The following is a 22,106-nucleotide window of genomic DNA, read 5'->3' on the forward strand; positions in this document are numbered from 1 at the left end:
TAGAGAGTGTTGACTAGTTCAGAGATCCACCAATCTTAAAATTTTGGCAATGGCATCTAAGCTCCTCTCCCTCTTAGATGCCTATCAATCATTGATAAGCAAAACGATAATGTTTATGGTAGTTACACTTCCCGCACAAGCACTCCCCTCGATATGAAGCACAAAAAATGAAGCAAAAAATCAACAGTTTATACAACGGCAAAAGTGTCGCATCGAATAGATTTCGTTGGGGCTTGCTAGGTTTTGACGTTTTAACCATTGCCTATTTTATTACCTCGTCTTTTTTTCACTATATGCACGAACTGCGCTGGCTTGAGGTTAGTATTGGTATTATCTATTTAATTGAGTTTTGTGTTCGTTTGTTGATAAGTAAGAGGCGTTTTCGCGATATATTGCATCCGGTCGGTTTAGCAGATTTAATTGTTATTGTATCGTTAATGGCACCAACATTGGCTGCGAACTTTAGTTTTCTCCGTATTGTCCGTGCTCTACGTTTGCTACGATCCTATCATGTAATTAGAGTGCTACGCCGTCAATCCAGCTTAGTCAGAACTAACGAAGAGATAATTTTTAGTATCGTAAACTTACTGGTTTTTATCTTTGTCATAACGGCCGTCGTATTGGTTAGTCAAGAAGGTAAAAACTCCGGAATAAGCAATTACATTGACGCCTTATATTTTACTATTGCGACACTCACTACCACCGGCTTTGGTGACATAACACTTTTAGGTACCGATGGGCGAATTTTGGCTGTTTTGATAATGATTTTTGGCATTTCGTTATTTTTGCGTTTAATCCAAACTATTTTCCGACCCGCAAAGGTGAAATACGCCTGCCCATCATGCGGACTCAATCGCCATGATAGTGATGCCATACATTGTAAACATTGTGGAGAAACAGTACTTATTAAAACTGAAGGTCAGATATAGGTATCTAGAGTAATCTATTACTAACTTCAATCCCTTTGAATTGCAACTTATGCGAATATTTCAAGGTGGATGCCGAAATAGATTGGTTGCGTTGGCTTGTCAGTATTAAACATTTATTGTGAATTGGATAAATTATTGGACTCGTTATGTTTTACTAAAACCAATTAAACTCAGCCCCCTCTTAAAAGTCAGGATAAAGTAAGTGTCTATTGTCATGATTTAATTCGTGCGCAATCGCGAGATAAATAATACCATCATCCCAAATAACATAAACGAAACGTCAACTAATGAGTTTAAGGTCTCTACAACATGCTAGCATTTAGGAGAACTAAGGTGTTTTATTCATTTTTCAGCTATTTTTTCGCGATACTTTTGCTTTCAGCTTGTGGAGGCGGTGGCGGTGATGGAGGCTCTAATCCAGTTACTGCTCCTATTTCTTTAAATTCAATTAGTACGACAGCGATAGAGTCGAGTTTGACAGTATCCGAAACATTTCAATTAACCACTACTGGTGATTATTCTAATGGCTCTAGTAGAAATCTCACCTCATTAGTCACTTGGTCAGTTGCCGATTCCAGCATACTTGAGATATCAAATTCCGGCTTGATAACAACTCTATCAGCAGGTACCACTTCTATTACGGTAACGTATGAAGATCAATCAAACGAGATTACCGTTACAGTCAAAGCTTTGACTGAATTAGTTATTTCTCCTCTTGTAAGTACTTTGGCAATTTCTGAGTCTCAACAACTCAACGTAACTGGCCAATTTACAGATAATAGTAGCGAAGAGTTGAATGCATCAGTAACTTGGGAGTCTTCAGATCCTAGCATCGCTGACATTTCGAGCAGTGGCGCGCTTCTGGCGGTTTCAGAGGGCACCATTTCAATAACAGCGAGTTTGCAAGGTGTAAGTGCATCAATTCAAATCACAATACAAAGAGAATTGGGAGCCTTATCAATTACCCCTGTTAACTCTCCACTTAAAATTTCAGAAACAATTCAGTTAACTGCGATAACTACGCTTTCAAATGGCACTACGCAAGACGTTACCACTTTAGTGACATGGTCAGTAGCCAACTCAGACGTACTTGAAGTTTCCGGTACAGGTTTAATCACCGCGTTTTCAGCTGGTAATGCTTCCGTCACTGCAACATACGAAGGAATTTCAATTCAACAAAGCATTTCAGTAAAAGCCTTAAGGGCATTGGAGATTTCCCCTACCTCGATAACGTTAGCGATTGCATCATCTCAACAGTTAAGTTTGACTGGTATATATACTGACAATAGCCACGAAACCTTGAATGATTTAGTAACTTGGAGTTCTTCCAACTCAAGTATTGCTAGCGTGACAAGTTCCGGTGAAGTTTTAGCTAAAACTCCAGGGGTGGTATCTATTTCTGCAAAGATTGAAGAGATTAGCGCAAGCTTAGACGTCAACATATCTTCGGCCACGCTGCAATCAATAGTAATCAGTTCCTCTACTTCTCAAATTGCAGCGGGATTGACTTCAACCTTGTCAGCAAAAGGTATCTATACAGATGGCTCTGAGCAAGACTTAAGTAACCAGGTGATTTGGAGTGTCTCAGATGCGTCAATAGCGTCGATAGATTCAGAAACAGGTTTGCTAACGGCGCTACAATCAGGCTCCGTATCAGCCATTGCAAGTAAACAAGGCATTACTAGTTCTTTACCTTTTTCCGTTAGTGCTGCGACCTTGACAAGTTTAGCCATTACGCCCTCAGTAGTTTCTCTAGTTAAAGGTACGAGTGAAACAGTTAGTGTAACAGCAACCTTTTCAGATAAAACTAAACTAGAGGTCGGTAGCCAAGTTGAGTGGACTAGTTCAAATACTAAAATTGCAGAAATCGCTAGAAGCTCATCAACAGTATCGGCCTTAATGCAGGGTTCAACAAAACTTACGGCCCATCTTGCTGATAAACAAGCAGACTTGTCTATTAATGTGACTAGTGCAGAACTCATTTCGATAGCGGTATCACCAGTTAATTCATCGCTTCCTCTTGGACAATCTCGTCAGTTTACCGCTCATGGTACATTTGCCGATGGAACTGTTCAGGATTTAACTTCTGAAGTCACCTGGTTATCAAGTGATAAAGACACAGCACAGGTAAGCAACTCAGTATCTTCATCTGGTAATGCTGACTCCATAGGTTTAGGTAGCACTACAATAACCGCTATTATAGGCAATACTCAGCAAGCCACCTTACTGACAGTTAGTGACGCTGTTTTAAGTAGTATTGAGATTTTGCCCGCTAATCAAGAAATAGCGAAAGGCACATCTGCTCAAATTAAGGCACTTGGCCATTATACTGATGGGTCAATTATTGATTTAACTTCGAGTGTTTCATGGAACTCACCTCACCCGAACTTAGTTAGTTTGCAATCTGCAAACAGCGGCACTGTGCTGACACAAAATGAAGGAGCAGCCCTTGTAAGCGCTGAACTAGAAGGTGTGATTGGATTGGGGAATATTGTGGTCTCGTCCGCCACTCTGACGAGTATTTCAATTCAAGCAGAACAGACAATAGTGCCCAGCGGAATAACTCAACATCTCACTGCCGTAGCAACATACTCAGACTTATCTACAGGAGACGTTAGTCAACAAGTGAGTTGGATTAGTAATGATGTCGTAAAAGCAACGGTTTCAAATAATGGTGCAGAATCAGGTTTAGTTAGAGCAATTACCCCTGGACAAGTGGTCATATCTGCAAACATAGGAGAGATTACAGACCAAATAAACATTGATGTCACAGACGCCGTTCTAACAAGTATCCAAGTTAATATTGCTACCCCTCAAGTAATAGTAGAATCGTCAGTAGTGGCGAACGCTATAGGACAATTCTCAGACTCTTCGACTCTAGATGTGTCAACTCAAGTAAATTGGATCAGTAGTGCCACAAATATTGCTTCGATAGGAAACACCGTAACAGACAAAGGCAAGGTTAATGCGCTATCGGCTGGAAACGTTAATATTTCCGCTAGTTTACAGGGCATTGATTCACCTCTTGTCCCCCTTGAAGTAACTCTTGATCCTGATTTACCTAAAGCGCTTAACTTGAGTGTGCAACCCAATATAATTTTGAATGATAATAATGATACTGCACAGATTAATTTAGTTTTGGTACCGAATGCAGAGTCTGGCACCATAGCAGATGGCACGCCGATTAGCCTAACGATCACCGAAGGTACTACTACTCGAGAAGTTATGCTGGTTACTACTAATGGAGCTGCTAATTATTCATTATCGTCTTCATATGATGGCTTTATTTCATTAGCTGCCAACTCTAGTGATTTTTCGGTAGGATCTGGACTCTCTAGCACTGATAGTCTAACTGATGCATTCTCGGTTATTGGTCAAGGGACTGTGGTTTACGAGGATAATACTCTCAAATTAGGAAGTATTTTCTACTTATACCTTCGGAATCTAACCAATAGAGAGTTTGGTATTGAACAAATAGATTTTGGATATTTAGATCCTAACAATAATAATGTATTCGTTCACTTTCCAGAGTCTCCTATATCCTCGGGTCCCTTTGTGAGTAATGGTGATTTAACGGCCGGTGAGTTTAATTATATTGGCTATGAATTGGAGTCTGATGTGGAAGCAAGTATATATGTCATTTCCTATCTATTTTTTGATGCACAAAGCAATACTTCATTTAGGTTTGATATTACATTTAACTTTGCTCAATAACGAAAAAAGCGTTCAAACACTAACCTTGCCATTAAGGATATTTAGTTAAAACGCTTCCAGTGCGTCAGATAGCCGCGACACGCCAATAATCTCAATGCCCGCTATGCGGTTTTTGGGAAGGTTTGCCTTGGGAACAATGGCGCGCTTAAATCCATGTTTAGCAGCTTCACTTATTCTTTCTGAACCATTAGGAACGGGCCTTATTTCGCCCGACAGTCCCACTTCGCCAAAAGCGATTAATTCGCGATCCAATACCTTATTTTGAAAGCTCGACACTATGGCTAATAACAAGGCTAGATCGGCGCTGGTTTCATTTACTTTTACCCCACCTACTACGTTTGCAAACACGTCTTGATCATTCATCTGCACATTGCCGTGTCTATGTAACACAGCCAGTAACATGGCTAAGCGGTTTTGGTCAAGACCAACAGAAACCCTCCGTGGATTAGCCATTTGCGAATAATCTACCAGCGCTTGAATTTCAACCAAAAGAGGTCTAGTCCCTTCCCACACAACCATGACTATACTGCCTGGCGATTGCAATTCGTCGCGACTAAGAAAAATAGCAGAAGGATTATTCACTTCTTTCAGGCCTTTTTCTGTCATGGCAAAAACACCCAGTTCATTCACAGCTCCAAAACGATTTTTTTGGCTTCTTAACGTCCGATAGCGGCTATCACTTTCACCTTCGAGCATCATCGAACAATCAATACAATGCTCTAACACCTTCGGTCCAGCTAAACTGCCGTCTTTGGTTACATGACCCACTAAAAACATCGCGATGTGATTTTGTTTGGCGAACCGAGTCAAGTAAGCGGCACTTTCGCGCACTTGCGACACACTGCCTGGGGCAGATTGCACATCGGCTACCTGCATAACTTGAATCGAGTCAATTACCATCAGTTCAGGCTTGTGTTTTAAAGCCAAATCGCAAATGACTTCAATATTTGTTTCAGCTAACAAATTGAGCTTATCGTTGGCTAAATTAAGGCGCTGTGCCCGCATAGCAACTTGTTGTAATGACTCCTCTCCGGTGACATATAGTGCATTTTTAGTCTCGGCCATTTTACACATGACCTGCAACAACATTGTACTTTTACCCGCCCCAGGAGAACCGCCTATTAAAATCGCCGAACCAGGTACAATGCCGCCACCTAACACCCTATCTAACTCTTTAAAGCCAGAAGCAAACCTAGGTAATGCTTGTAAATCAATATTGGCAAGTGGTTCAACTTTGGCTTGAGTTTGACCAGAATAACCACCGCTATTTCGGCCACTCGAGCGACTTGTTGAAGACACAACAAACTCAGTAATAGTGTTCCAAGCATTACAATCATTACATTGTCCTTGCCAACGAGGATATTCAGCTCCACAATCAGAGCATACATAAGCAGTTTTACGTTTAGCCATTTTTAATAGTTATCTTTCATTGTTTGAATTTTAAATTGATATTTACTAGGTGATTGTCGTATTTTATGTACGGATAATATCGTCTATAAATCATAGTTTTAGCAAGATTGCCGATAACAATAAAATAAGCGTTAACCCCATAACAATATTAATGTGTTTACTTTGAATTCATGAGCCAAGACCTAGAAGAATACCACGACATCATCGAAGAACTTAAGCCTATGATTAATGAGCCTGAGTTTAACCAAGTATTGAATCAGGTTGCTTCGGGAATATCAAAGCAAAAACGATTTTTATTAAAAATGGAACTGATGCGCTTAGCTCGACCTTGTATCCGCTTAATTGATTTACGTGGATTAGTTGACGGAAAATGTAGAATATATGAGCATCAGGGCAAAGAACATTCTTTAGACGATATTGCCATTGAAACCTTTGAACGCCAAGTACGCATCTTTGGTGAATACACGATAGGCGTATATGAAGCCGTTACCAATACCGAAAATAACTTTCGGGTAAGGTATAAAAAAGAACAAGAAGAAGCAAAAGCACAGCGTAATAAGCCGGTTGTAGTTAAACCCAAGGTTGAAGAGTTTCAAGCCCCCATAATAAAGTTTGGAGGTTTTGCCCAAAGAGGCGAAGAACGCATGAATTTTTCGGTCAATATCGAAATGTTCACCGACTTAAATAAAAGTATTCAAGCCACAACTATCGATGTATCTGTCAATGGATTAAAAGTTAAAGCCAGCAAAGAACACTTGTTAAAACCTGAAGAACGTTTAACCGTTCAATTCCGTGGCTTAGAGAAAGAGTATTTGCTAGATAAACGCCAAGGTGTTGCCTATATAATTAGTAGTATTGAGCGAACTAAAGACGATCAAAGATTAAACCTAAAACGCCAGTTTGACATCCCATTCCCTTCTTTTGATAAGTTTTTTGAACGTTTTATTCACGGCAATAAACGTCGCTATAAAGTTAACTTAGACAATACGATAACTGCAATCCAGAACAAAACCTATGAACAGTATTACATTCCCAGCTTTGTCTCTATTCCGGTTTTTATCGAAAAAGTTAACGAGCGATACGTTCCAAAATATGCGTTGGCCAATGATTGCAACAGAGAAGAAATTCAGTATTGGGCAAACGAACTACAAGATTTAAAAATCGGCTACTTGTTAAGTGACGAGCGCATCAAACACGGACTTTCACTTGATAAAAATCGCCAAGAAATGTTCATTTTTGTGTTTAACCATATTAAAAATGAAAAAGTCTATTTTTACTCTGCCACCCATGCAGAGCTAGATGCTAAGCCTGACTTAAAAAACTTATTCTTGGGGTATGGTTCTCGCAAAATCAGTTGGAGGATCTATAAATTAGAGTTTACCGAAGTCGATCCAGAGCAGAGTTATCTCCCGTTATCTATAGGCAATTCGATTAACGATAAGGTAAAAAGACAAAACCAAAAGCCTTCTCCACGCCTGATGTCGCGGTTAAAAAACATCCACCACGTGGCCCTGTTAACTAATGTCACCGACGATATCAGTACCGAGCATTATCAAAAATTCAAAATAAAACGAGAACAACTAGCACAGCTTAAGGTGTTTGGCCATCCTCGAAACCGCCCCCCCCCTGTAGTCACAGTTTATCGCTTTAAGTATTTTAATCAGCGCCGAGAAACACGATTTTTACTGAGAACCGCGGTACAAGTCAGCATTGATGGAGTGGTGATTGAGGGGCACACCGAAGATATATCAACCCAAGGGTTGCGAATTGAATTGGAGAAGTCTTTCTACCAAACCGATAAAGCGAAGGTTAATCTGAGTTTTCCGCAGTTGCAATCGGTCACAACAAAATATGAACTGACAGATTTACCGTACATCGTTAGAAACCTGTCTAAAGACAAACATGTGGTGCACTTGCAAAATTTTGTCACTGAAGAAAGTAATACAGCGAGACGATTTTTTGAGGCCTTAATAAAATCTAACCGCTCAAAACTCAAAGCATATCGTGACGAAGAAGAAGTACCGGGTATTGGAGAAGCGTTGCGAAATATATATGCTAAGAATGTGATTAATGTTGCCTACTTTTTACGAAAAGACGGTGTTGAATTTGTACCCGATGCGGTCGCAACCTCGACCGATAGCAATAGGTTAACGCAGCTGCTCAACTTTCAGGCTAAGCCTAAACACTTCAATTTATATCCACTTTTTCGCAATGCACAAAAACGCCACGACTTTATCAGTCACACTTTGGCACAAATTAAACCTAATGATCGCCCTGAAATGCGCGAATTGTTTATTGCTTTCGATCCGAGTAAAGAAGCAATGGGCGACGCTATCAACAGTTATTTTGTAGATCAGTTTACTAAACCAGAACAGCGTAGGCAGTTTGTCGCCCAAGCATTACAAAATGGTCAATTTATAGCGGTAAAAGTATTCTTGGCACGAACTGGAAGACCTGATTTTGAAACCATGCAATCAGAACTTAATTACGTTGGCGTTTATGCGGTACACAAAGCAAAACTATTAGAAGAACAGCTTTGGAATATATCAGCCATGGGCGATATTATTGATGTAACTGATGAAGTGTTAAGGCGTTACGAGTTTTCTGAAAATGCTATTTTACTTAACCATAAACCTCCCGCTACTCACAAAGTAAAACAAGTAGGAATAGAGCAATTACTGAAAACCTAAGGTAAAAACAAATGTCTTATTTCCGATCAATATTGGCGTTGTTTTTATCCCTTGTGGTTTTTGATTCTTATTGCCACGCTCCAAAGTTATTACCTCAACAATCTCAATGGTTATTAGTAGACAATTTTGAACAAGCCAATCCTCTCATTAATTGGTTGATGATGGATACTGACAACAATACTCAACCTTTTGTTAGCAATCCTCAAGTGACTGAAGTGCGTTTAGAGTCCCACCGCAACAATCATTATTTAATCAAAAAACCTGCAGCGGAGGGCATAATAGGTAATAGAAAGGCAATGAGCATCATTAAACTTCCAACAGAGGTGGGAGTGGGTGAAACCTTTACCTTTTACACACGAATTAAAGTCGAATATTTCCCAAACAACCATTCATTTGGTCTGAGTAATTTATCAGCCAAACAAATTGAGCAACAAAACTACAATGCTTTTGAGCCGATGCTTCGAGTCACAGATAAACTTGAATCCAATGGCTACAAAAATGATGGCACTTTAATGGTGATGGGCGACAACAAGCGTTATCACAAAATACAGCATCTAAAAACCAAACAAGCTGCACGTCCTCTTGTTGAAAATAGTTGGTATGAACTTTGGTATGTCATAAACAACGCCACACTAAAAGAACAAGGTCAAAGTTATGATCTTTATATTCGTGGAGGAGAATTTAAGCAGCAACAAAAAGTATTTGAAGCCGCCCAATTCAGAATGAAACGTGAACAACCTTTAGCTTTCTTTATGACCATCACTAATACAGGCCCCGCCAAAACGCCTTACGGCAATGGCGGCCTAATGTACGACGATATTTATATGTCTCAAGGCGTAAATCTAAGCGAACCTTTGTTATCAACTCGCTAAACAGCAATTGCAATTTATCGGGCAGCTAAGACCCACAACAATGAATCTAAGCCACCGCGACGGATCGCAATATCTGCTTTCTGACGCACTATTGGTTTGGCATGCAGCGCAACACCAAGAGCAGCAGCATTCATCATAACTAAGTCATTCGCTCCGTCACCCATGGCAATAGTCTGACTAGGTAAAATAGACCATTTATCAGCCAGTGTTTTTAGTGTTTGTGCTTTTACGTTAGCATCGACTATGCTCCCTCGCACCTTACCTGTAAGTTTTGAATCCTGTATCTCTAAGTCATTGGCTACCGCAGCGTCAAGGTTTAGCCTATTTTGCAAATAATCAGCAAAGTAACTGAATCCACCAGACGCTATTGCTACTTTCCAATTGTAAGATTGCAAAATTTCAACCAAGTTTGCGACGCCAGGCATAAGAGGTAGAGCATCACGGACTTGTTGTAAAATGGCTTCATCAGCTCCCTCTAAACAAGCAACTCGAGTACGCAAACTTTGCGCAAAATCCAATTTACCTTGCATTGCCTGCAACGTCACAGCCGATACTTGTTCACCCACCCCCGCCAACTCGGCAATTTCGTCGATACATTCGACCGCTATGACTGTGCTATCCATGTCCATCAACAACAAACCGGGTTCAGTTAATTGTGGTGTGTTACCGGCCAAACAGAGTTCAACGCAAAAGCGATTCGCGACAATTTCCAATTGTTCATTCAAATTATCTTGGGTTTTTAATGTAACAAAAGCACAAATAGCAAAACCATTTACCCCCTCGACTTGAATGACTCGAAAAAAAGCAATATCGAGAAAGCCGGATAACGACTGCGCTACTAGAGATAATTGCTGTAAATGCAGACCTTCTGTAAAAACAACCAATTTATGTTGGTTTGCGTGGGCACTAAATAAAGTAGATGTGGAGTTGGAAAGTTGCTCCCCTTGTAGCGGCTGTTCACTACATAAAGTATCGCCAGACAAGGTAAAACTTGTCATACCTTTCTGGTAAATCAAACCAGTTAAATATAAATGTGACAACAAATCACGTTCAGTAACCTTTATTTCAAACACTATTGGACAACCCTTTCAATCAGAATAACTGCATGGTATCCAATGAGATAGCAGAATGCTATTAGGCACTTATGCTTGTTTTAGTTAGGATATATCTATTGAATAAACAGCAAGTTTCAGCAACCATACAAATCACGTAACTCCAATTATCTGCGCAGCATCCTTCGTTTATGAGCATCAATATTCACCCTGTTGGCACAATTCGTACACCCTATAAAGAAAAGTTTGCCATACCTAGGCAACCAGGACTGGCTAAGAGTGCGATTGGAGAGATATCTTTTTATCAAAAGTATAATGACCCTAATTATATTCGAGGCATCGAACAATTCAGTCACGTTTGGTTGTTATTCCATTTTCACCAAACCGCCGACAAAGGTCACTCTCCTTTAGTTCGCCCCCCCCGTTTAGGTGGCAATCAAAAACAAGGGGTATTTGCCACACGTAGTACTTTTAGACCTAATAGTATTGGTATGTCTGTGGTTGAATTTGCAGAGGTTCGCTATAAAAACAAACAACTTGTACTCGCTGTCCGAGGTGTGGATTTATTAGATGGCACCCCTGTTTTGGATATAAAACCCTATGTGCCCTACGCCGATAGCCAACCACAGGCATTAGGCGGTATGGCGCAACACGAACCGGAATTGATGACTGTCATTTTTAGTAACCAAGCTAAAGAACAACTCGACCAACTGACTTCCCGCTACCCTACATTAACGTCACTTATTTCGGAGGTTCTCAGCCAAGATCCTCGCCCTGCGTATCATCAAAATTCTCGTTCCGATAAATCTTACGGTATGACTCTCTACGATCTCAACATTCAATGGCGCGTGATGGATCATCAAAATGTTGTAGATTCAATTCAAAAAATTTAATTTCAACCCCATTACAATCATGGATTTAGTCATAATTGCTGTTAGAATAAGCGCCGTTTTTTACTTCAAACCCAGAGAATTTATCGTTCATGCGTACTAGCCAATATTTATTGTCCACACAAAAAGAAACCCCAGCCGACGCAGAAGTCATTAGCCATCAATTAATGTTACGCGCGGGTATGGTCAGAAAGTTAGCAGCCGGTTTATATACTTGGCTACCGACTGGTTTACGTGTTCTAAATAAAGTAGCCGAGATAGTGCGCGACGAAATGAATAAAGCTGGCTCAATTGAAATATTGATGCCTGTAGTTCAACCTGCTGATTTGTGGCAAGAGTCAGGACGATGGGAAGAATATGGCCCCGAATTACTGCGTATAAAAGACCGCCAATCCCGAGATTTTGTTTTAGGCCCGACTCACGAAGAAGTGATCACCTCGCTAGTCAAAAATGAAGTGACCAGTTATAAACAGCTGCCACTGAACTTATACCAAGTACAAACAAAGTTTAGAGACGAAATACGCCCTAGATTTGGCATTATGCGAAGTCGTGAATTCACTATGAAAGATGCTTATTCATTTCATATTGACCAAAGCTGTTTGGAGACAACCTATCAAAACATGTATCAAGCCTACTGCAATATTTTTGAACGTATTGGTTTAGATTACCGAGCGGTTATAGCCGATAATGGTTCAATTGGTGGCAGTGCATCTCATGAGTTTCATGTACTTGCCGAATCAGGCGAAGATGATATCGCTTTTAGCAACGACTCTGATTACGCCGCAAACATTGAAATGGCAAGTGCTCTAGCCCCGACAGGAGAGCGCCCTGAAGGTAAACAAAACCTAGAAAAAGTCGCCACTCCAGAGCAAAAGACAATTGAAGACGTATCGGCTTTCTTAAATATCCCTGCTGAGCAATCGGTTAAAACTCTGATTGTTTTAGCTGAGCCAGACAAAAAAGGCCATCAAGGTTTAGTTGCTTTAGTATTGCGTGGTGATCACCAATTAAACGAAGTTAAAGCAGAAAAACTTAACGGTATTTTTGCTCCACTAACCATGGCTAGCGAACAACAAATTCAAGATACCTTAAATTGTACCATTGGCTCTCTTGGTCCGGTAGGTCTTACTATTCCAGTTATTGCGGATAGAGATGCCGCGCATTTAGCCGACTTTATTTGTGGCGCCAACATAGAAGGTGTCCACTTTACTGGTGTGAATTGGGCAAGAGATGCCGGCGAGTATCAAGTAGCGGATATTCGTGACGCCATAGCAGGTGACCTCTCGCCAGATGGCAAAGGTACCTTGGAAATAAAACGTGGCATTGAAGTAGGTCATATTTTCCAACTTGGAGATAAATACTCACAGGCAATGAACTGTGGTGTGTTAGACGAAAACGGCAAAAACAAAATACTTAGTATGGGTTGTTATGGCATAGGTGTTTCGCGAATTGTCGCCGCAGCGATTGAACAAAATCATGATAAATACGGAATTATTTGGCCAGAAGCGATCGCTCCTTTTAAAGTTGCCCTGATTCCAATGAACATGCACAAATCACATCGTGTTAAAGAAGTAGCGGAAGCTCTGTATACACAATTGCTAGAAGCTGGTGTCGAAGTCTTATTTGATGACAGAAAAGAACGACCAGGTGTGATGTTTAATGATATGGAATTAGTAGGTATACCACACACCATTGTAATCGGTGAGCGTAACCTAGATGAATCTAAAGTAGAATACAAAAATCGTCGCAGTGGTGAAAAGCAATTAATAGAAATTGCACAGTGTGCGGAGTTTGCTGCTAACATTTAACAACCTGATTTCTTTTTAAGAAAGCGCCTTTATGGCGCTTTTTCATTATATAAAACAGGCTCTTAGAAACTTACATACATACCTTTGCTAATAAGTTTATACTTAATCCAAAATAGCTTTAGTGATAAAGTTTCAACTCATGGATGCAATTAGTTTAGAAATGAGTACATAAATGCAAGTGACCTTCTTTGGAGTACGTGGCTCCTGCCCCGCTCCTGGCCCAGAATTTATAAAATATGGTGGAAATACTGCATGTGTGCATGTTTGTTTAGATGACGGCACTGATTTCATTTTAGATGCAGGAACCGGCATAAAGAATCTTGGCCAGAAACTTATAAAGCAAACTAATGACATTCACCTTCTATTGACCCATAACCACTGGGATCATATTCAGGGTTTTCCATTTTTTGCCCCTATTTACCAAGCCAATCGCAATATATTCATTACACCAGGACAAATTACTTTTGACGCAAACGATGCCATTTTGGAGCAAATGAGTGGCAGCTATTTCCCTGTGGATTACAAAACATTACCCTCAAATATACAGATAGTTCCGCAACCCAAAGAAGTCACTAACTGGAAAATAGGCAACGCTAAAATTAGCCGTTTGGCCATGAATCATCCTGGTAGCGGTAGCTCATTTTGCATAGAAGCCGACGGTAAAAAAGTAGCCTATATTACTGACAATGAGTTATACCCTCCTTACAAAAAGAATACCGACTTTTTAGACTGGGTAGAATTTAGCCGTGACGCAGATCTTATCATCCATGACTCTCAATATTTAATTTCAGATATGCCCGCTAAATCAGGTTGGGGACATTCTGTTGCAGAAGAAGCGGTAAAATTAGCTATGGGCAGTCGTGCTAAACGTATGGCATTGTATAGCCACGACCACATTCGTACTGATGATCAAATTGCCGAAATTGAGAAACACTGCCAAGAAATCATTGAGATTGGCGGAGCAGATTTACAACTCTTTGCTGCCGCCGAAGGGTTAAGTTTTAAATTATAGGAAGCCATTTTTTGTCAGAACGTAATCAATACGCGTTATTATTATCAGGGGGTGGAGCTCGGGCCGCATACCAGCTAGGTGTACTTAAAGCCATCGCCACTTTTTTGCCCCGCAATCAAGGCATACCTTTCCCTATAGTATGCGGTAATTCAGCCGGAGCCATCAATGCAACGGGTCTAGCTTGCTATGCGTCATGTTACCATTTGGGCCTAAGAAAATTAGAGTGGGTATGGAAAAATTTTAATACCCGGCAAGTTTACGATAGCGGCATTCGGGACGTTTTTAAACACTTAGCAGGGAATTTTTTAAGTAGTTTCCAATCCGAACAACATCAAAAAAACCCGTCTAGTTTGTTAAATAATCAACCATTAAGACGGTTAATCAGAAGTCGCCTAGACTTTCAGAGAATTGATACCAATATTGCAAGTGGTCACTTGCGTGCAATCACCGTAAATGCGTCTAGTTACACTAGTCATGATTCGATCAGTTTTTACCAAGGGCAAAATGATATCGAACCTTGGCAACGAGAGCAACGACGCGGTATACCTTGCACGCTAAATTCAGAGCACCTGATTGCGTCTTCCGCTATTCCTATGCTGTTTCCACCTGTAAAAATGTCAGGAGAGTTTCTGGGTGATGGCTCGGTACACCAACTGTCTCCGCTTAGTCCTCCGATTCATCTCGGGGCAAAAAAAATACTTATCATCGGCGTAGAACAACCTGAAAAAACCTCTAGATTTGTAGATATGAATCGCTTTCCTAGTAGTATCGCAATCGCTGGACACTTACTCGACACCATTTTTGCTGACACGTTAAAATCCGACCTTGAACGACTGACGCGCATTAATGAAACCATCGCGCATATGACCTTCAAACAACAGCAGCAAACCCAGTTAAAAACCATCGACACCTTAGCCATCAACCCAACGGTTAACTTCAACGAAATGGCTGCCAAACACTTTCATCGCATGCCTTCAGGGATCAAAATATTACTAAGAATGATGGGATTACACGATAAAGCGGACTCCAGTTTGTTAAGTTACCTATTGTTTGAGAAAGAATTTTGTCGCGAATTAATTGATTTAGGAGTGCAGGATGGGTTGGCTAGACAAGATGAATTAAGGGAGTTTTTGTCTATATAACATAGTGTTTTTGGTTGAAGCCTTAACGAGCGCTACAGGCTTACTTAGTAGTACTATTTTTATGGGCAACAAAACAATCAAACCTGTCAGGTTTGGCTGCTCTGAATAAAATAACAAAATAGTAATCTTACATCGATTTGAGAATCCCAAAAAATACCGATGATAACTAAGCAAATAGATTAACTAGGATATGCAGTTAAGTCTTTATATCAGCTAAACATAGTCAGTTTTTCAACTCAACGAAAAAGGAACAAACATGTCATATGTAGATTGTTTTGTAGCAGCAGTACCTTCTGAAAACAAAGATAAGTATAGGGAACATGCCAAAATATCGGCCGTGGTATTTAAAGAATATGGCGCACTACAAATAGTAGAAAACTGGGGCGACGATGTGCCTGACGGTGAGATCACGTCTTTGCCTTTAGCTGTGCAGGCAAAAGAAAACGAGACTGTGGTATTCTCGTGGGTAGTGTGGCCTTCAAAAGTGGTACGTGATGCAGGCTGGGGGGCAATGATGGAAGATCCTAGAATGTCTGAAGAAAACAACCCCATGCCTTTTGATGGTAAACGGTTAATCTATGGGGGCTTCACTACCCTTCTCGAAAGTTAGTCGTTATGCAAAAATTTGGTTTAGACAACTTACAATCCCAAAAGCTCAGTGAACTTGAGCTTGAGATTGTAGACATACAGTCCAGTTCTCTAGGGATTGCAGGGAAAAAGTTGCGCCAATCTATTGATGAGTATGAAACCGCAAAGACAAAATTGTTTCCCAAGAACAATCAAACTCTGCTACTCCCAAAAGTAGCAGATAACACCTATGAACTCATGTTACAAAGAGAATTTATTGGATTCAATGATGGAAGTTCTGAGTGGATTAAAAAACACTATGGGGTACCACAAGAAGCCTTTTCTTTTTTTAAATAACTCACATCCAGACTGCTCATAAAGTTAGTAAATAAACGGTTTAATTGCTAGATATTTGCTGCTTAAGTACGTCTCCCTTGAACAATTTTTTCAGTTTCAATTTTACTATTGCAGTCATTTGCTGGTCATTGTCGACTAGGAGAATGTCAGCAATTTTAACAATTTAAAAGTGTGAGCGAACAAGACAAATGTTAAATTATTGTTAACTAAGTAAAATATAATAGTGGCCCGATAAATGCCTTACAAGATTTTGGTCATGTAGTTGTTGAGATTGACTCAATAATTACGCGGTAACTGACTTATCTGGCCCGTTTTGATGCGTATTGTTAAAGAAGGGTCACTCTTAAAAAATAAAGGAAATATAAAATGAGCAAAACCAAATTGTATTGTTTAGCGTTACTTCTGGTGAGTTTAGTAATGCCTGCAACTGCTACAGTAATTGACTTTGAAACTTTCTATATTCGCAACAATGACGGTACTATTACGGCTCCATTTGATGTCGATATGAGTATCGTAGAAAATGCCGCTGGCGACGGTTTTTCAGCAGCCACTCCACGTTCCGGCCAAAAAGTAGGATACGGGACTTCGGCTTTTAATGGTTTTCAATTAAATATGTTTAACTCTGCCAATTGGACAACCACTCCCGGAGCTACAGGCGCTCATCCTTACCTAAATATATGGGTAACGGACGGTACTAACTACGCTATCATTTCGTCTGAAAATACCTACATGGGTACAGACTTTCAAACACGCAATGAATGGAAAATATTTGAATATAATCCCGGTAGCTTGGATTGGTTACTTGGTAGCGGCACAGCCAGCATAAATAGTCAGTATTTACAAAAAGATGGTGCGAACGTCACTTTGGCAGACTTTGCTAACAACGTTGTACTTTTCAGTGGACCTGGAGTAGGTGCCTCAGGGGTCGGTACTGGGGCTCCACAAGGTGGTTTCGGCTTTAACGTGATATTTGGTGATACAAAGTCTAATTTTATTGGTGAATATGATATTGCCGACCTCAGCGTGAATGCTAATGATAACCTTTATTTAGCGGGCAATATTAGAGAGGTACCGGAACCTTCTACATTGTCTATTTTTGCGCTGGCTTTTTTGGGTTGGGGATATCGTCGCTTTAAAAGTTAGCATTTAATTACTCTCGATAATTAATTTAAAAAGCACCTTTCAAAATAGGTGCTTTTTAAGATAACTTATCTTTCCACGCATTTTAGAGACCCAGTCGGCTTAGAAAGCCTCTGTGATACATTTCACTTAACATCAGTAGAAAATGTCACCCGGTTTTTGCCTTTCGATTTTGAGCTATACAACGCCCTGTCAGCAATTTTCATATACGTATCTAGAGGTTCATTTGGATTCGCCTGACGCACGCACACACCAATACTAACGTTAACACTCAATTCGACACCAATATCGCTGGAAATTGTCATTTCATTGATCTTAGTAAGTAAGCGTTGGCATAGTTTTTCAATACTTTGCAGCTCAGTTGATACCACTGCAAACGCAAATTCCTCTCCTCCCCACCTACAGTATGCATCGTCTTGACGGAAAAAGTCTTTGAGACATGCCCCCAAAGTACCCAGCACTTCGTCGCCCAAATCATGGCCATACTTATCATTAACCAACTTAAAGTCGTCAATATCCAAAAGGCCGATCGCCAAAATATGTGAATGCCGTTGGCAGAAATGGATCAGTCGAGTAGATTGGTCAACAAAATAACGTCTATTGGGTATTTGTGTTAATGGATCAAAATACGCTAGCAGGGCCAACTTTTCGTTAGCTTGCTGCAATTCTCGCGTCCTTTCCTCAACTAGGTGTTTTAATTCGTCTTTTAAGAGTTTTAAATCTTCATTACGTTTTGTGAGTTGCTCAAGATGAAAGCGGTTTTCGGTGACATCTCGTTCAATAGCAGCGAAATGCGTAACGTCGCCATTTCTATCAAAAAGAGGAATGATGTTAATATCCAGCCAATAGGGTTGTCCTGATTTTGAATAATTTAATAAGGTTTCGGTAACCGGCTTTTTTTCTACCAATGCATCGTGAATTTTTTTGCAGGCAACTTTGTCCGTAAGGGATCCTTGTAATATTCTCGGTGTCTCACCTTTTATTTCTTCTTTGCTATAACCGGTTAGTTTTTCAAATGCTTTGTTTACATAAACAATTTTAGGACCTAAAGGTGCTTTCAATTTATCGGATTCGGTCACCACAACTATGTCTTGGGCATTTTCTACAATTTGCTCAAATGAAAAACCCTGATGACTGTCAGTCACGTCAATAAAGGTGACAACAACAAATCCAGATTCATTCAAACCGTGTTCGGCATAGGCATTGGCCATTAACCAAGAAATTCGTTCTTTAGAACCATCTATAACGCCTAGTACTTTATTTTGTATTCGGTCTCCCGCTACCACTCGGTTAACTGGATAATCCTTTATAGCGAGTCTTTGATATTGGTCATCAATAAAGTGCCACTGACTGTCATAAGAATCCTTTCCTATGATTTGTTCATAACTCAATCTGAGTAAATTTAGAGCTTGTGGGTTCGCATAAACGATAGATGTGTCCCAAGTATGGATCACCACACCTATATGGGCACTTTCAAAAAGTTTTAGCGTGTTTAGGTTACTAATTTTTTGCATTTCCCCTCCTACTTGACCTGGAGCACTTGAGCATAAGTACTAGGCCGAATCAGTAATTGATTAGAAAAACATATTGGGTAACTCGTTATCACCATAGAATAAATTTCAGAAAAAACTTATGTCGATGTGTTTAGCATAGATTAACCATACCAAAGTGCTAATTATACCAATCCGTATTGATAACTCGCTGAGTGAGCAGTTATCAATTAACCTCAAATTGCGAATATCTCGTAGCTAATCAAAAGTTTAAATAACGGACTTTTTACATCTTTAATTATTTTAGACGTCGCATCTGCTAACCTAACGAGAAATTTTGGCTGGCTATTTGGGATATTCCTCCGTAAGGATTGTGACCGTATGCAAAAAAATCAAACCAAACTAATTCTTAGAGTCGTACTATTTTCTAGTACCTTTATCTCTATGTTCTTCGTTCCCTGGATTTTGGTATGGGCTTGGATTCAGCCATTACCTAATACAGTTCAAGAACAAGTAGTAGAGGCCTTAAATTATGATCTAGATGGTATTATTGTGTATGTAGACCAAGCTGGAACGCCCGCAGAATTTTATGCATCTGGCTGGCATGATCGAAAAGATAAAATACCGGCTTACCCACAAGCCATTTTTAAAATTGCAAGTATTACTAAGTTATATGTTGCAGTGGCAACGGCTAAACTAGTTAAAGCCGAACGTTTGTCTTTAGATAAATCCCTGGCGGAATACTTTCCAGAACTTGTGGACAGGATTGAAAACGCTGAAAAAATCACCTTAAAAATGATGTTACAACATCGAAGTGGTATTCCAAATTTCGTAGACCACCCAGATTTCTGGATAAAACCACCGAAAAACAAACAAGAGACCTTAGATTACGCATTAGACCTACCTGCAGACTTTGAGCCTGATAAAGGTTATGGCTATTCCAATACTAATTATATGTTGATTTCTGACCTCATTGATAAGGTTGTAGGATACCCACATCAGCAATATATCAAACAAGAAATCCTGCTTCCTCTAGGCCTTAAAAACACCTTTGGCTCACTTAACGAATTAAATGAACAACAAAAACAACAATTAATGAGTGGCTATTATGCTGGCATTGATAAAGATTTTAAGACTGAAAATACCGGTCTAATGCTAGCCACAGCCGAAGATGTGGGAATATTTTTGCGGGCATTAAACGACGGCTCAGTCTTTAACGAAGGAGAGCAAGAAATCTATTCTTCAGTATACGTATACAAACACACGGGTCTTTTAGTTGGTTACCAAAGTTTTGCTGAGTACCATAAAGATATCGACACTGTGGTTGTGCAATTTAATAATACAACCAACTTCAATGGATATGAGTGGAATTTAGCCGAAATCATCTATTCACGTATCCTTAAAATATTGAGAAATAATACCAATGAGTAATCAAAATTTTGCAAGCAACGCGCAATCACTGACCAAAGAACAAGTGATAGCAAAACTAAATTTAGAACATCACTTCGAAGGTGGATATTTTCGTCAAACCTTTAAAGCCGAACATCGAGATACTGTTGTTACTAATCGTGGCGACCGTACCACTATGACTGCCATCTATTACATGTTGACCGAAGACAATAATATCGACCATTTTCACACTAAGTACTCAGACGGTATTGAATTCTACCATTTGGGAGCACCCATCACTTACCATATGATTTATCCAAATGGTGAATATAAAAAGGTGGTGGTTGGGCCTGATATTTTAAATGGTCAGCAGTTGCAGCTAGCTGTTCCTGGCGGTACCTATAAAGCTGCAGAACTAACATCAGGCTCCTTTGGTTTGGTGAGTGAAGCAGTCGCTCCTGGGTGGGAAATGCAAGACATGATAGAAGTCACTCAAGACGAATTACTCGAACAGTTTCCGCAACACAAAACAATCATTGAACGTTTGGCCAATAAAAATCAGTAGCCTCAGTTCAGCACCCCCTTGAGTTTACCGGTCCGTCGAATACAAACTAGCGGTTTATTAATGCTGACAGTGGCGCTAATTGAATTTCAGCATGAAATAACACTTGTTGATTTGATAACACACAACAACAAAATTGCGTCACATTGTCAGAGTTTTGATCGTTAGTGGAATGTCGCGGGCTAACCAGAATATTTAACACATCATTGCTTTTTAGTTTAGTTAACAGCCCTCTATCAATTGATAGTTTATGGGACACATAAATCATTGGTTTTTCAACCAGATTATGGCCTTCGGCTTTGGCTCTTTCAAGTAACGCTGATGACACTAAACTTAAGGGATACATTTCAGGGAAACTCACTTTATCGACAAATTCGTCTATATACTCCGATTGTTCGGCAAAAGCACTCGCCAGAAAATTCTTGGCGTTGCCAACAATCATGTACTTACGTTTTAAAAAATATCGGTGAACGCCAATAAAACTTCTATCTTTGCCATTAATAACCTCACTAAGTTTAGGTAAGGGTACAACACCTTTTATTAGGTGTTCACTCGAATAACGTTTGTAACCGAGCAAAACCGTCTTGCGGTTCGCTTTCAGAGCAATTCTATTGGTAAAACACTGAATACCTGATACTTCTGAATACCGACCATCACGCACAACCAACTCAATATTGTCACCAGGTTTAACCGAGCCCGCAAAATTAAGTTCATACTGGCTAAAATTAAAAGGTTCCAAATGCCCTAACATTGAGCCTGCGGATTCAAGGTAATGACGGTAATTTTTAGAGGAACGATTAACCTGATCTTCAACAAAACACCCGAGCTGAAAACCGAGGGCTATTGGCCCTTCAAAAGGATTGGATTGAATATGATGCCAGCGATTTTTATCATGAAAAAGATTAAAGTCATCAGTCGAATTTCTAGCCGCTTCGATATGCATTTGACTAATAATAAACTCCGACATATCGCCCCTCCCTATTCATTAATAAATCGCGGTATCTGCATTCATCTCGAGGTTAAACTGCTCTGGACGCGCTAATTGTGGACCTTATATTAGGGTAGATTATATTCGTAGTACA

General features: G+C 39.9%; 17 protein-coding genes. 13 read left to right on the forward strand and 4 right to left on the reverse strand.

Annotation, left to right across the window (positions count from 1 at the left end; genetic code table 11):
* The first annotated feature begins 167 nt into the window (after positions 1–167).
* A complete protein-coding gene (locus ABJK37_RS04690; RefSeq protein WP_348350636.1) occupies positions 168–929 on the forward strand; it encodes a potassium channel family protein in 762 nt (253 codons plus the stop codon).
* A gap of 333 nt (positions 930–1,262) precedes the next feature.
* The gene (locus tag ABJK37_RS04695; protein WP_348350638.1) at positions 1,263–4,643 is read left to right on the forward strand and encodes an Ig-like domain-containing protein; all 3,381 of its coding nucleotides are present in this window, start codon (positions 1,263–1,265) and stop codon (positions 4,641–4,643) included.
* A gap of 45 nt (positions 4,644–4,688) precedes the next feature.
* Here ABJK37_RS04695 and radA read toward each other — a convergent pair whose 3' ends face one another.
* Positions 4,689–6,053 (reverse strand): DNA repair protein RadA, encoded by a 1,365-nt coding sequence (gene radA, locus ABJK37_RS04700; protein ID WP_348350640.1) that lies wholly within the window; start codon positions 6,051–6,053, stop codon positions 4,689–4,691.
* 170 nt (positions 6,054–6,223) lie between these two features.
* Here radA and ABJK37_RS04705 point away from each other — a divergent pair, with 170 nt between their 5' ends.
* Positions 6,224–8,743, forward strand: a complete 2,520-nt coding sequence (locus ABJK37_RS04705) for a PilZ domain-containing protein (protein WP_348350642.1) — start codon at positions 6,224–6,226, stop codon at positions 8,741–8,743.
* An 11-nt stretch (positions 8,744–8,754) separates the two neighbouring features.
* Positions 8,755–9,615 carry a hypothetical protein gene (locus ABJK37_RS04710; RefSeq protein WP_348350644.1) on the forward strand — a complete coding sequence of 287 codons (861 nt, stop codon included), beginning with the start codon at positions 8,755–8,757 and terminating at the stop codon, positions 9,613–9,615.
* Positions 9,616–9,629: 14 nt separating this feature from the next.
* Here ABJK37_RS04710 and serB read toward each other — a convergent pair whose 3' ends face one another.
* Positions 9,630–10,688, reverse strand: a complete 1,059-nt coding sequence (gene serB, locus ABJK37_RS04715; RefSeq protein ID WP_348350646.1) for a phosphoserine phosphatase SerB — start codon at positions 10,686–10,688, stop codon at positions 9,630–9,632.
* A 170-nt stretch (positions 10,689–10,858) separates the two neighbouring features.
* On the opposite strand from serB, the gene tsaA reads away from it, so the two are divergent.
* The 7 genes from tsaA (at position 10,859) to ABJK37_RS04750 (ending at position 17,586) form a co-directional block, all read left to right on the forward strand.
* Positions 10,859–11,560 carry a tRNA (N6-threonylcarbamoyladenosine(37)-N6)-methyltransferase TrmO gene (gene tsaA, locus ABJK37_RS04720; RefSeq protein WP_348350648.1) on the forward strand — a complete coding sequence of 234 codons (702 nt, stop codon included), beginning with the start codon at positions 10,859–10,861 and terminating at the stop codon, positions 11,558–11,560.
* A gap of 89 nt (positions 11,561–11,649) precedes the next feature.
* Positions 11,650–13,365: a proline--tRNA ligase gene (locus ABJK37_RS04725; RefSeq protein WP_348350650.1), complete on the forward strand. Its 1,716-nt coding sequence runs from the start codon at positions 11,650–11,652 to the stop codon at positions 13,363–13,365.
* 172 nt (positions 13,366–13,537) lie between these two features.
* A complete protein-coding gene (locus ABJK37_RS04730; RefSeq protein WP_348350652.1) occupies positions 13,538–14,377 on the forward strand; it encodes an MBL fold metallo-hydrolase in 840 nt (279 codons plus the stop codon).
* Between the two features lie 11 nt (positions 14,378–14,388).
* Entirely contained in the window at positions 14,389–15,519 is a 1,131-nt protein-coding gene (locus ABJK37_RS04735) for a patatin-like phospholipase family protein (protein WP_348350654.1), read from the forward strand.
* A 256-nt stretch (positions 15,520–15,775) separates the two neighbouring features.
* Complete coding sequence (locus tag ABJK37_RS04740) at positions 15,776–16,129, forward strand: DUF1428 domain-containing protein (RefSeq protein WP_348350656.1); 354 nt, start codon at positions 15,776–15,778, stop codon at positions 16,127–16,129.
* Between the two features lie 5 nt (positions 16,130–16,134).
* The gene (locus ABJK37_RS04745; RefSeq protein ID WP_348350658.1) at positions 16,135–16,443 is read left to right on the forward strand and encodes a hypothetical protein; all 309 of its coding nucleotides are present in this window, start codon (positions 16,135–16,137) and stop codon (positions 16,441–16,443) included.
* Positions 16,444–16,809: 366 nt separating this feature from the next.
* Entirely contained in the window at positions 16,810–17,586 is a 777-nt protein-coding gene (locus ABJK37_RS04750) for a PEP-CTERM sorting domain-containing protein (RefSeq protein ID WP_348350660.1), read from the forward strand.
* A gap of 122 nt (positions 17,587–17,708) precedes the next feature.
* Here the strand turns inward: ABJK37_RS04750 and ABJK37_RS04755 are convergent, their stop codons facing one another.
* The gene (locus ABJK37_RS04755; protein WP_348350662.1) at positions 17,709–19,097 is read right to left on the reverse strand and encodes a diguanylate cyclase; all 1,389 of its coding nucleotides are present in this window, start codon (positions 19,095–19,097) and stop codon (positions 17,709–17,711) included.
* Between the two features lie 357 nt (positions 19,098–19,454).
* Between ABJK37_RS04755 and ABJK37_RS04760 the strand changes: the two genes are divergently transcribed.
* Entirely contained in the window at positions 19,455–20,504 is a 1,050-nt protein-coding gene (locus ABJK37_RS04760; RefSeq protein WP_348350664.1) for a serine hydrolase domain-containing protein, read from the forward strand.
* Complete coding sequence (locus ABJK37_RS04765) at positions 20,497–21,027, forward strand: cupin domain-containing protein (RefSeq protein WP_348350666.1); 531 nt, start codon at positions 20,497–20,499, stop codon at positions 21,025–21,027. Before ABJK37_RS04760 ends, ABJK37_RS04765 begins: the two co-directional genes overlap by 8 nt.
* A gap of 46 nt (positions 21,028–21,073) precedes the next feature.
* Here the strand turns inward: ABJK37_RS04765 and ABJK37_RS04770 are convergent, their stop codons facing one another.
* Entirely contained in the window at positions 21,074–21,991 is a 918-nt protein-coding gene (locus tag ABJK37_RS04770; protein ID WP_348350668.1) for a hypothetical protein, read from the reverse strand.
* Positions 21,992–22,106 lie beyond the last annotated feature (115 nt).

The organism is Paraglaciecola sp. (genome assembly GCF_039964565.1).
In the GTDB taxonomy this organism is placed as follows: Bacteria; Pseudomonadota; Gammaproteobacteria; order Enterobacterales; family Alteromonadaceae; genus Paraglaciecola.

What these genes read in the sequence shown, in the direction of transcription:
- radA (WP_348350640.1), bottom strand. Translation starts at nt 6,053, where the DNA reads ATGGCTAAACGTAAAACTGCTTATGTATGCTCTGATTGTGGAGCTGAA.
- ABJK37_RS04765 (WP_348350666.1), top strand. Translation starts at nt 20,497, where the DNA reads ATGAGTAATCAAAATTTTGCAAGCAACGCGCAATCACTGACCAAAGAA.
- ABJK37_RS04705 (WP_348350642.1), top strand. Translation starts at nt 6,224, where the DNA reads ATGAGCCAAGACCTAGAAGAATACCACGACATCATCGAAGAACTTAAG.
- ABJK37_RS04755 (WP_348350662.1), bottom strand. Translation starts at nt 19,097, where the DNA reads ATGCAAAAAATTAGTAACCTAAACACGCTAAAACTTTTTGAAAGTGCC.
- ABJK37_RS04690 (WP_348350636.1), top strand. Translation starts at nt 168, where the DNA reads ATGAAGCAAAAAATCAACAGTTTATACAACGGCAAAAGTGTCGCATCG.
- ABJK37_RS04750 (WP_348350660.1), top strand. Translation starts at nt 16,810, where the DNA reads ATGAGCAAAACCAAATTGTATTGTTTAGCGTTACTTCTGGTGAGTTTA.
- tsaA (WP_348350648.1), top strand. Translation starts at nt 10,859, where the DNA reads ATGAGCATCAATATTCACCCTGTTGGCACAATTCGTACACCCTATAAA.
- ABJK37_RS04740 (WP_348350656.1), top strand. Translation starts at nt 15,776, where the DNA reads ATGTCATATGTAGATTGTTTTGTAGCAGCAGTACCTTCTGAAAACAAA.
- ABJK37_RS04770 (WP_348350668.1), bottom strand. Translation starts at nt 21,991, where the DNA reads ATGTCGGAGTTTATTATTAGTCAAATGCATATCGAAGCGGCTAGAAAT.
- ABJK37_RS04730 (WP_348350652.1), top strand. Translation starts at nt 13,538, where the DNA reads ATGCAAGTGACCTTCTTTGGAGTACGTGGCTCCTGCCCCGCTCCTGGC.
- ABJK37_RS04760 (WP_348350664.1), top strand. Translation starts at nt 19,455, where the DNA reads ATGCAAAAAAATCAAACCAAACTAATTCTTAGAGTCGTACTATTTTCT.
- ABJK37_RS04745 (WP_348350658.1), top strand. Translation starts at nt 16,135, where the DNA reads ATGCAAAAATTTGGTTTAGACAACTTACAATCCCAAAAGCTCAGTGAA.
- ABJK37_RS04725 (WP_348350650.1), top strand. Translation starts at nt 11,650, where the DNA reads ATGCGTACTAGCCAATATTTATTGTCCACACAAAAAGAAACCCCAGCC.
- ABJK37_RS04710 (WP_348350644.1), top strand. Translation starts at nt 8,755, where the DNA reads ATGTCTTATTTCCGATCAATATTGGCGTTGTTTTTATCCCTTGTGGTT.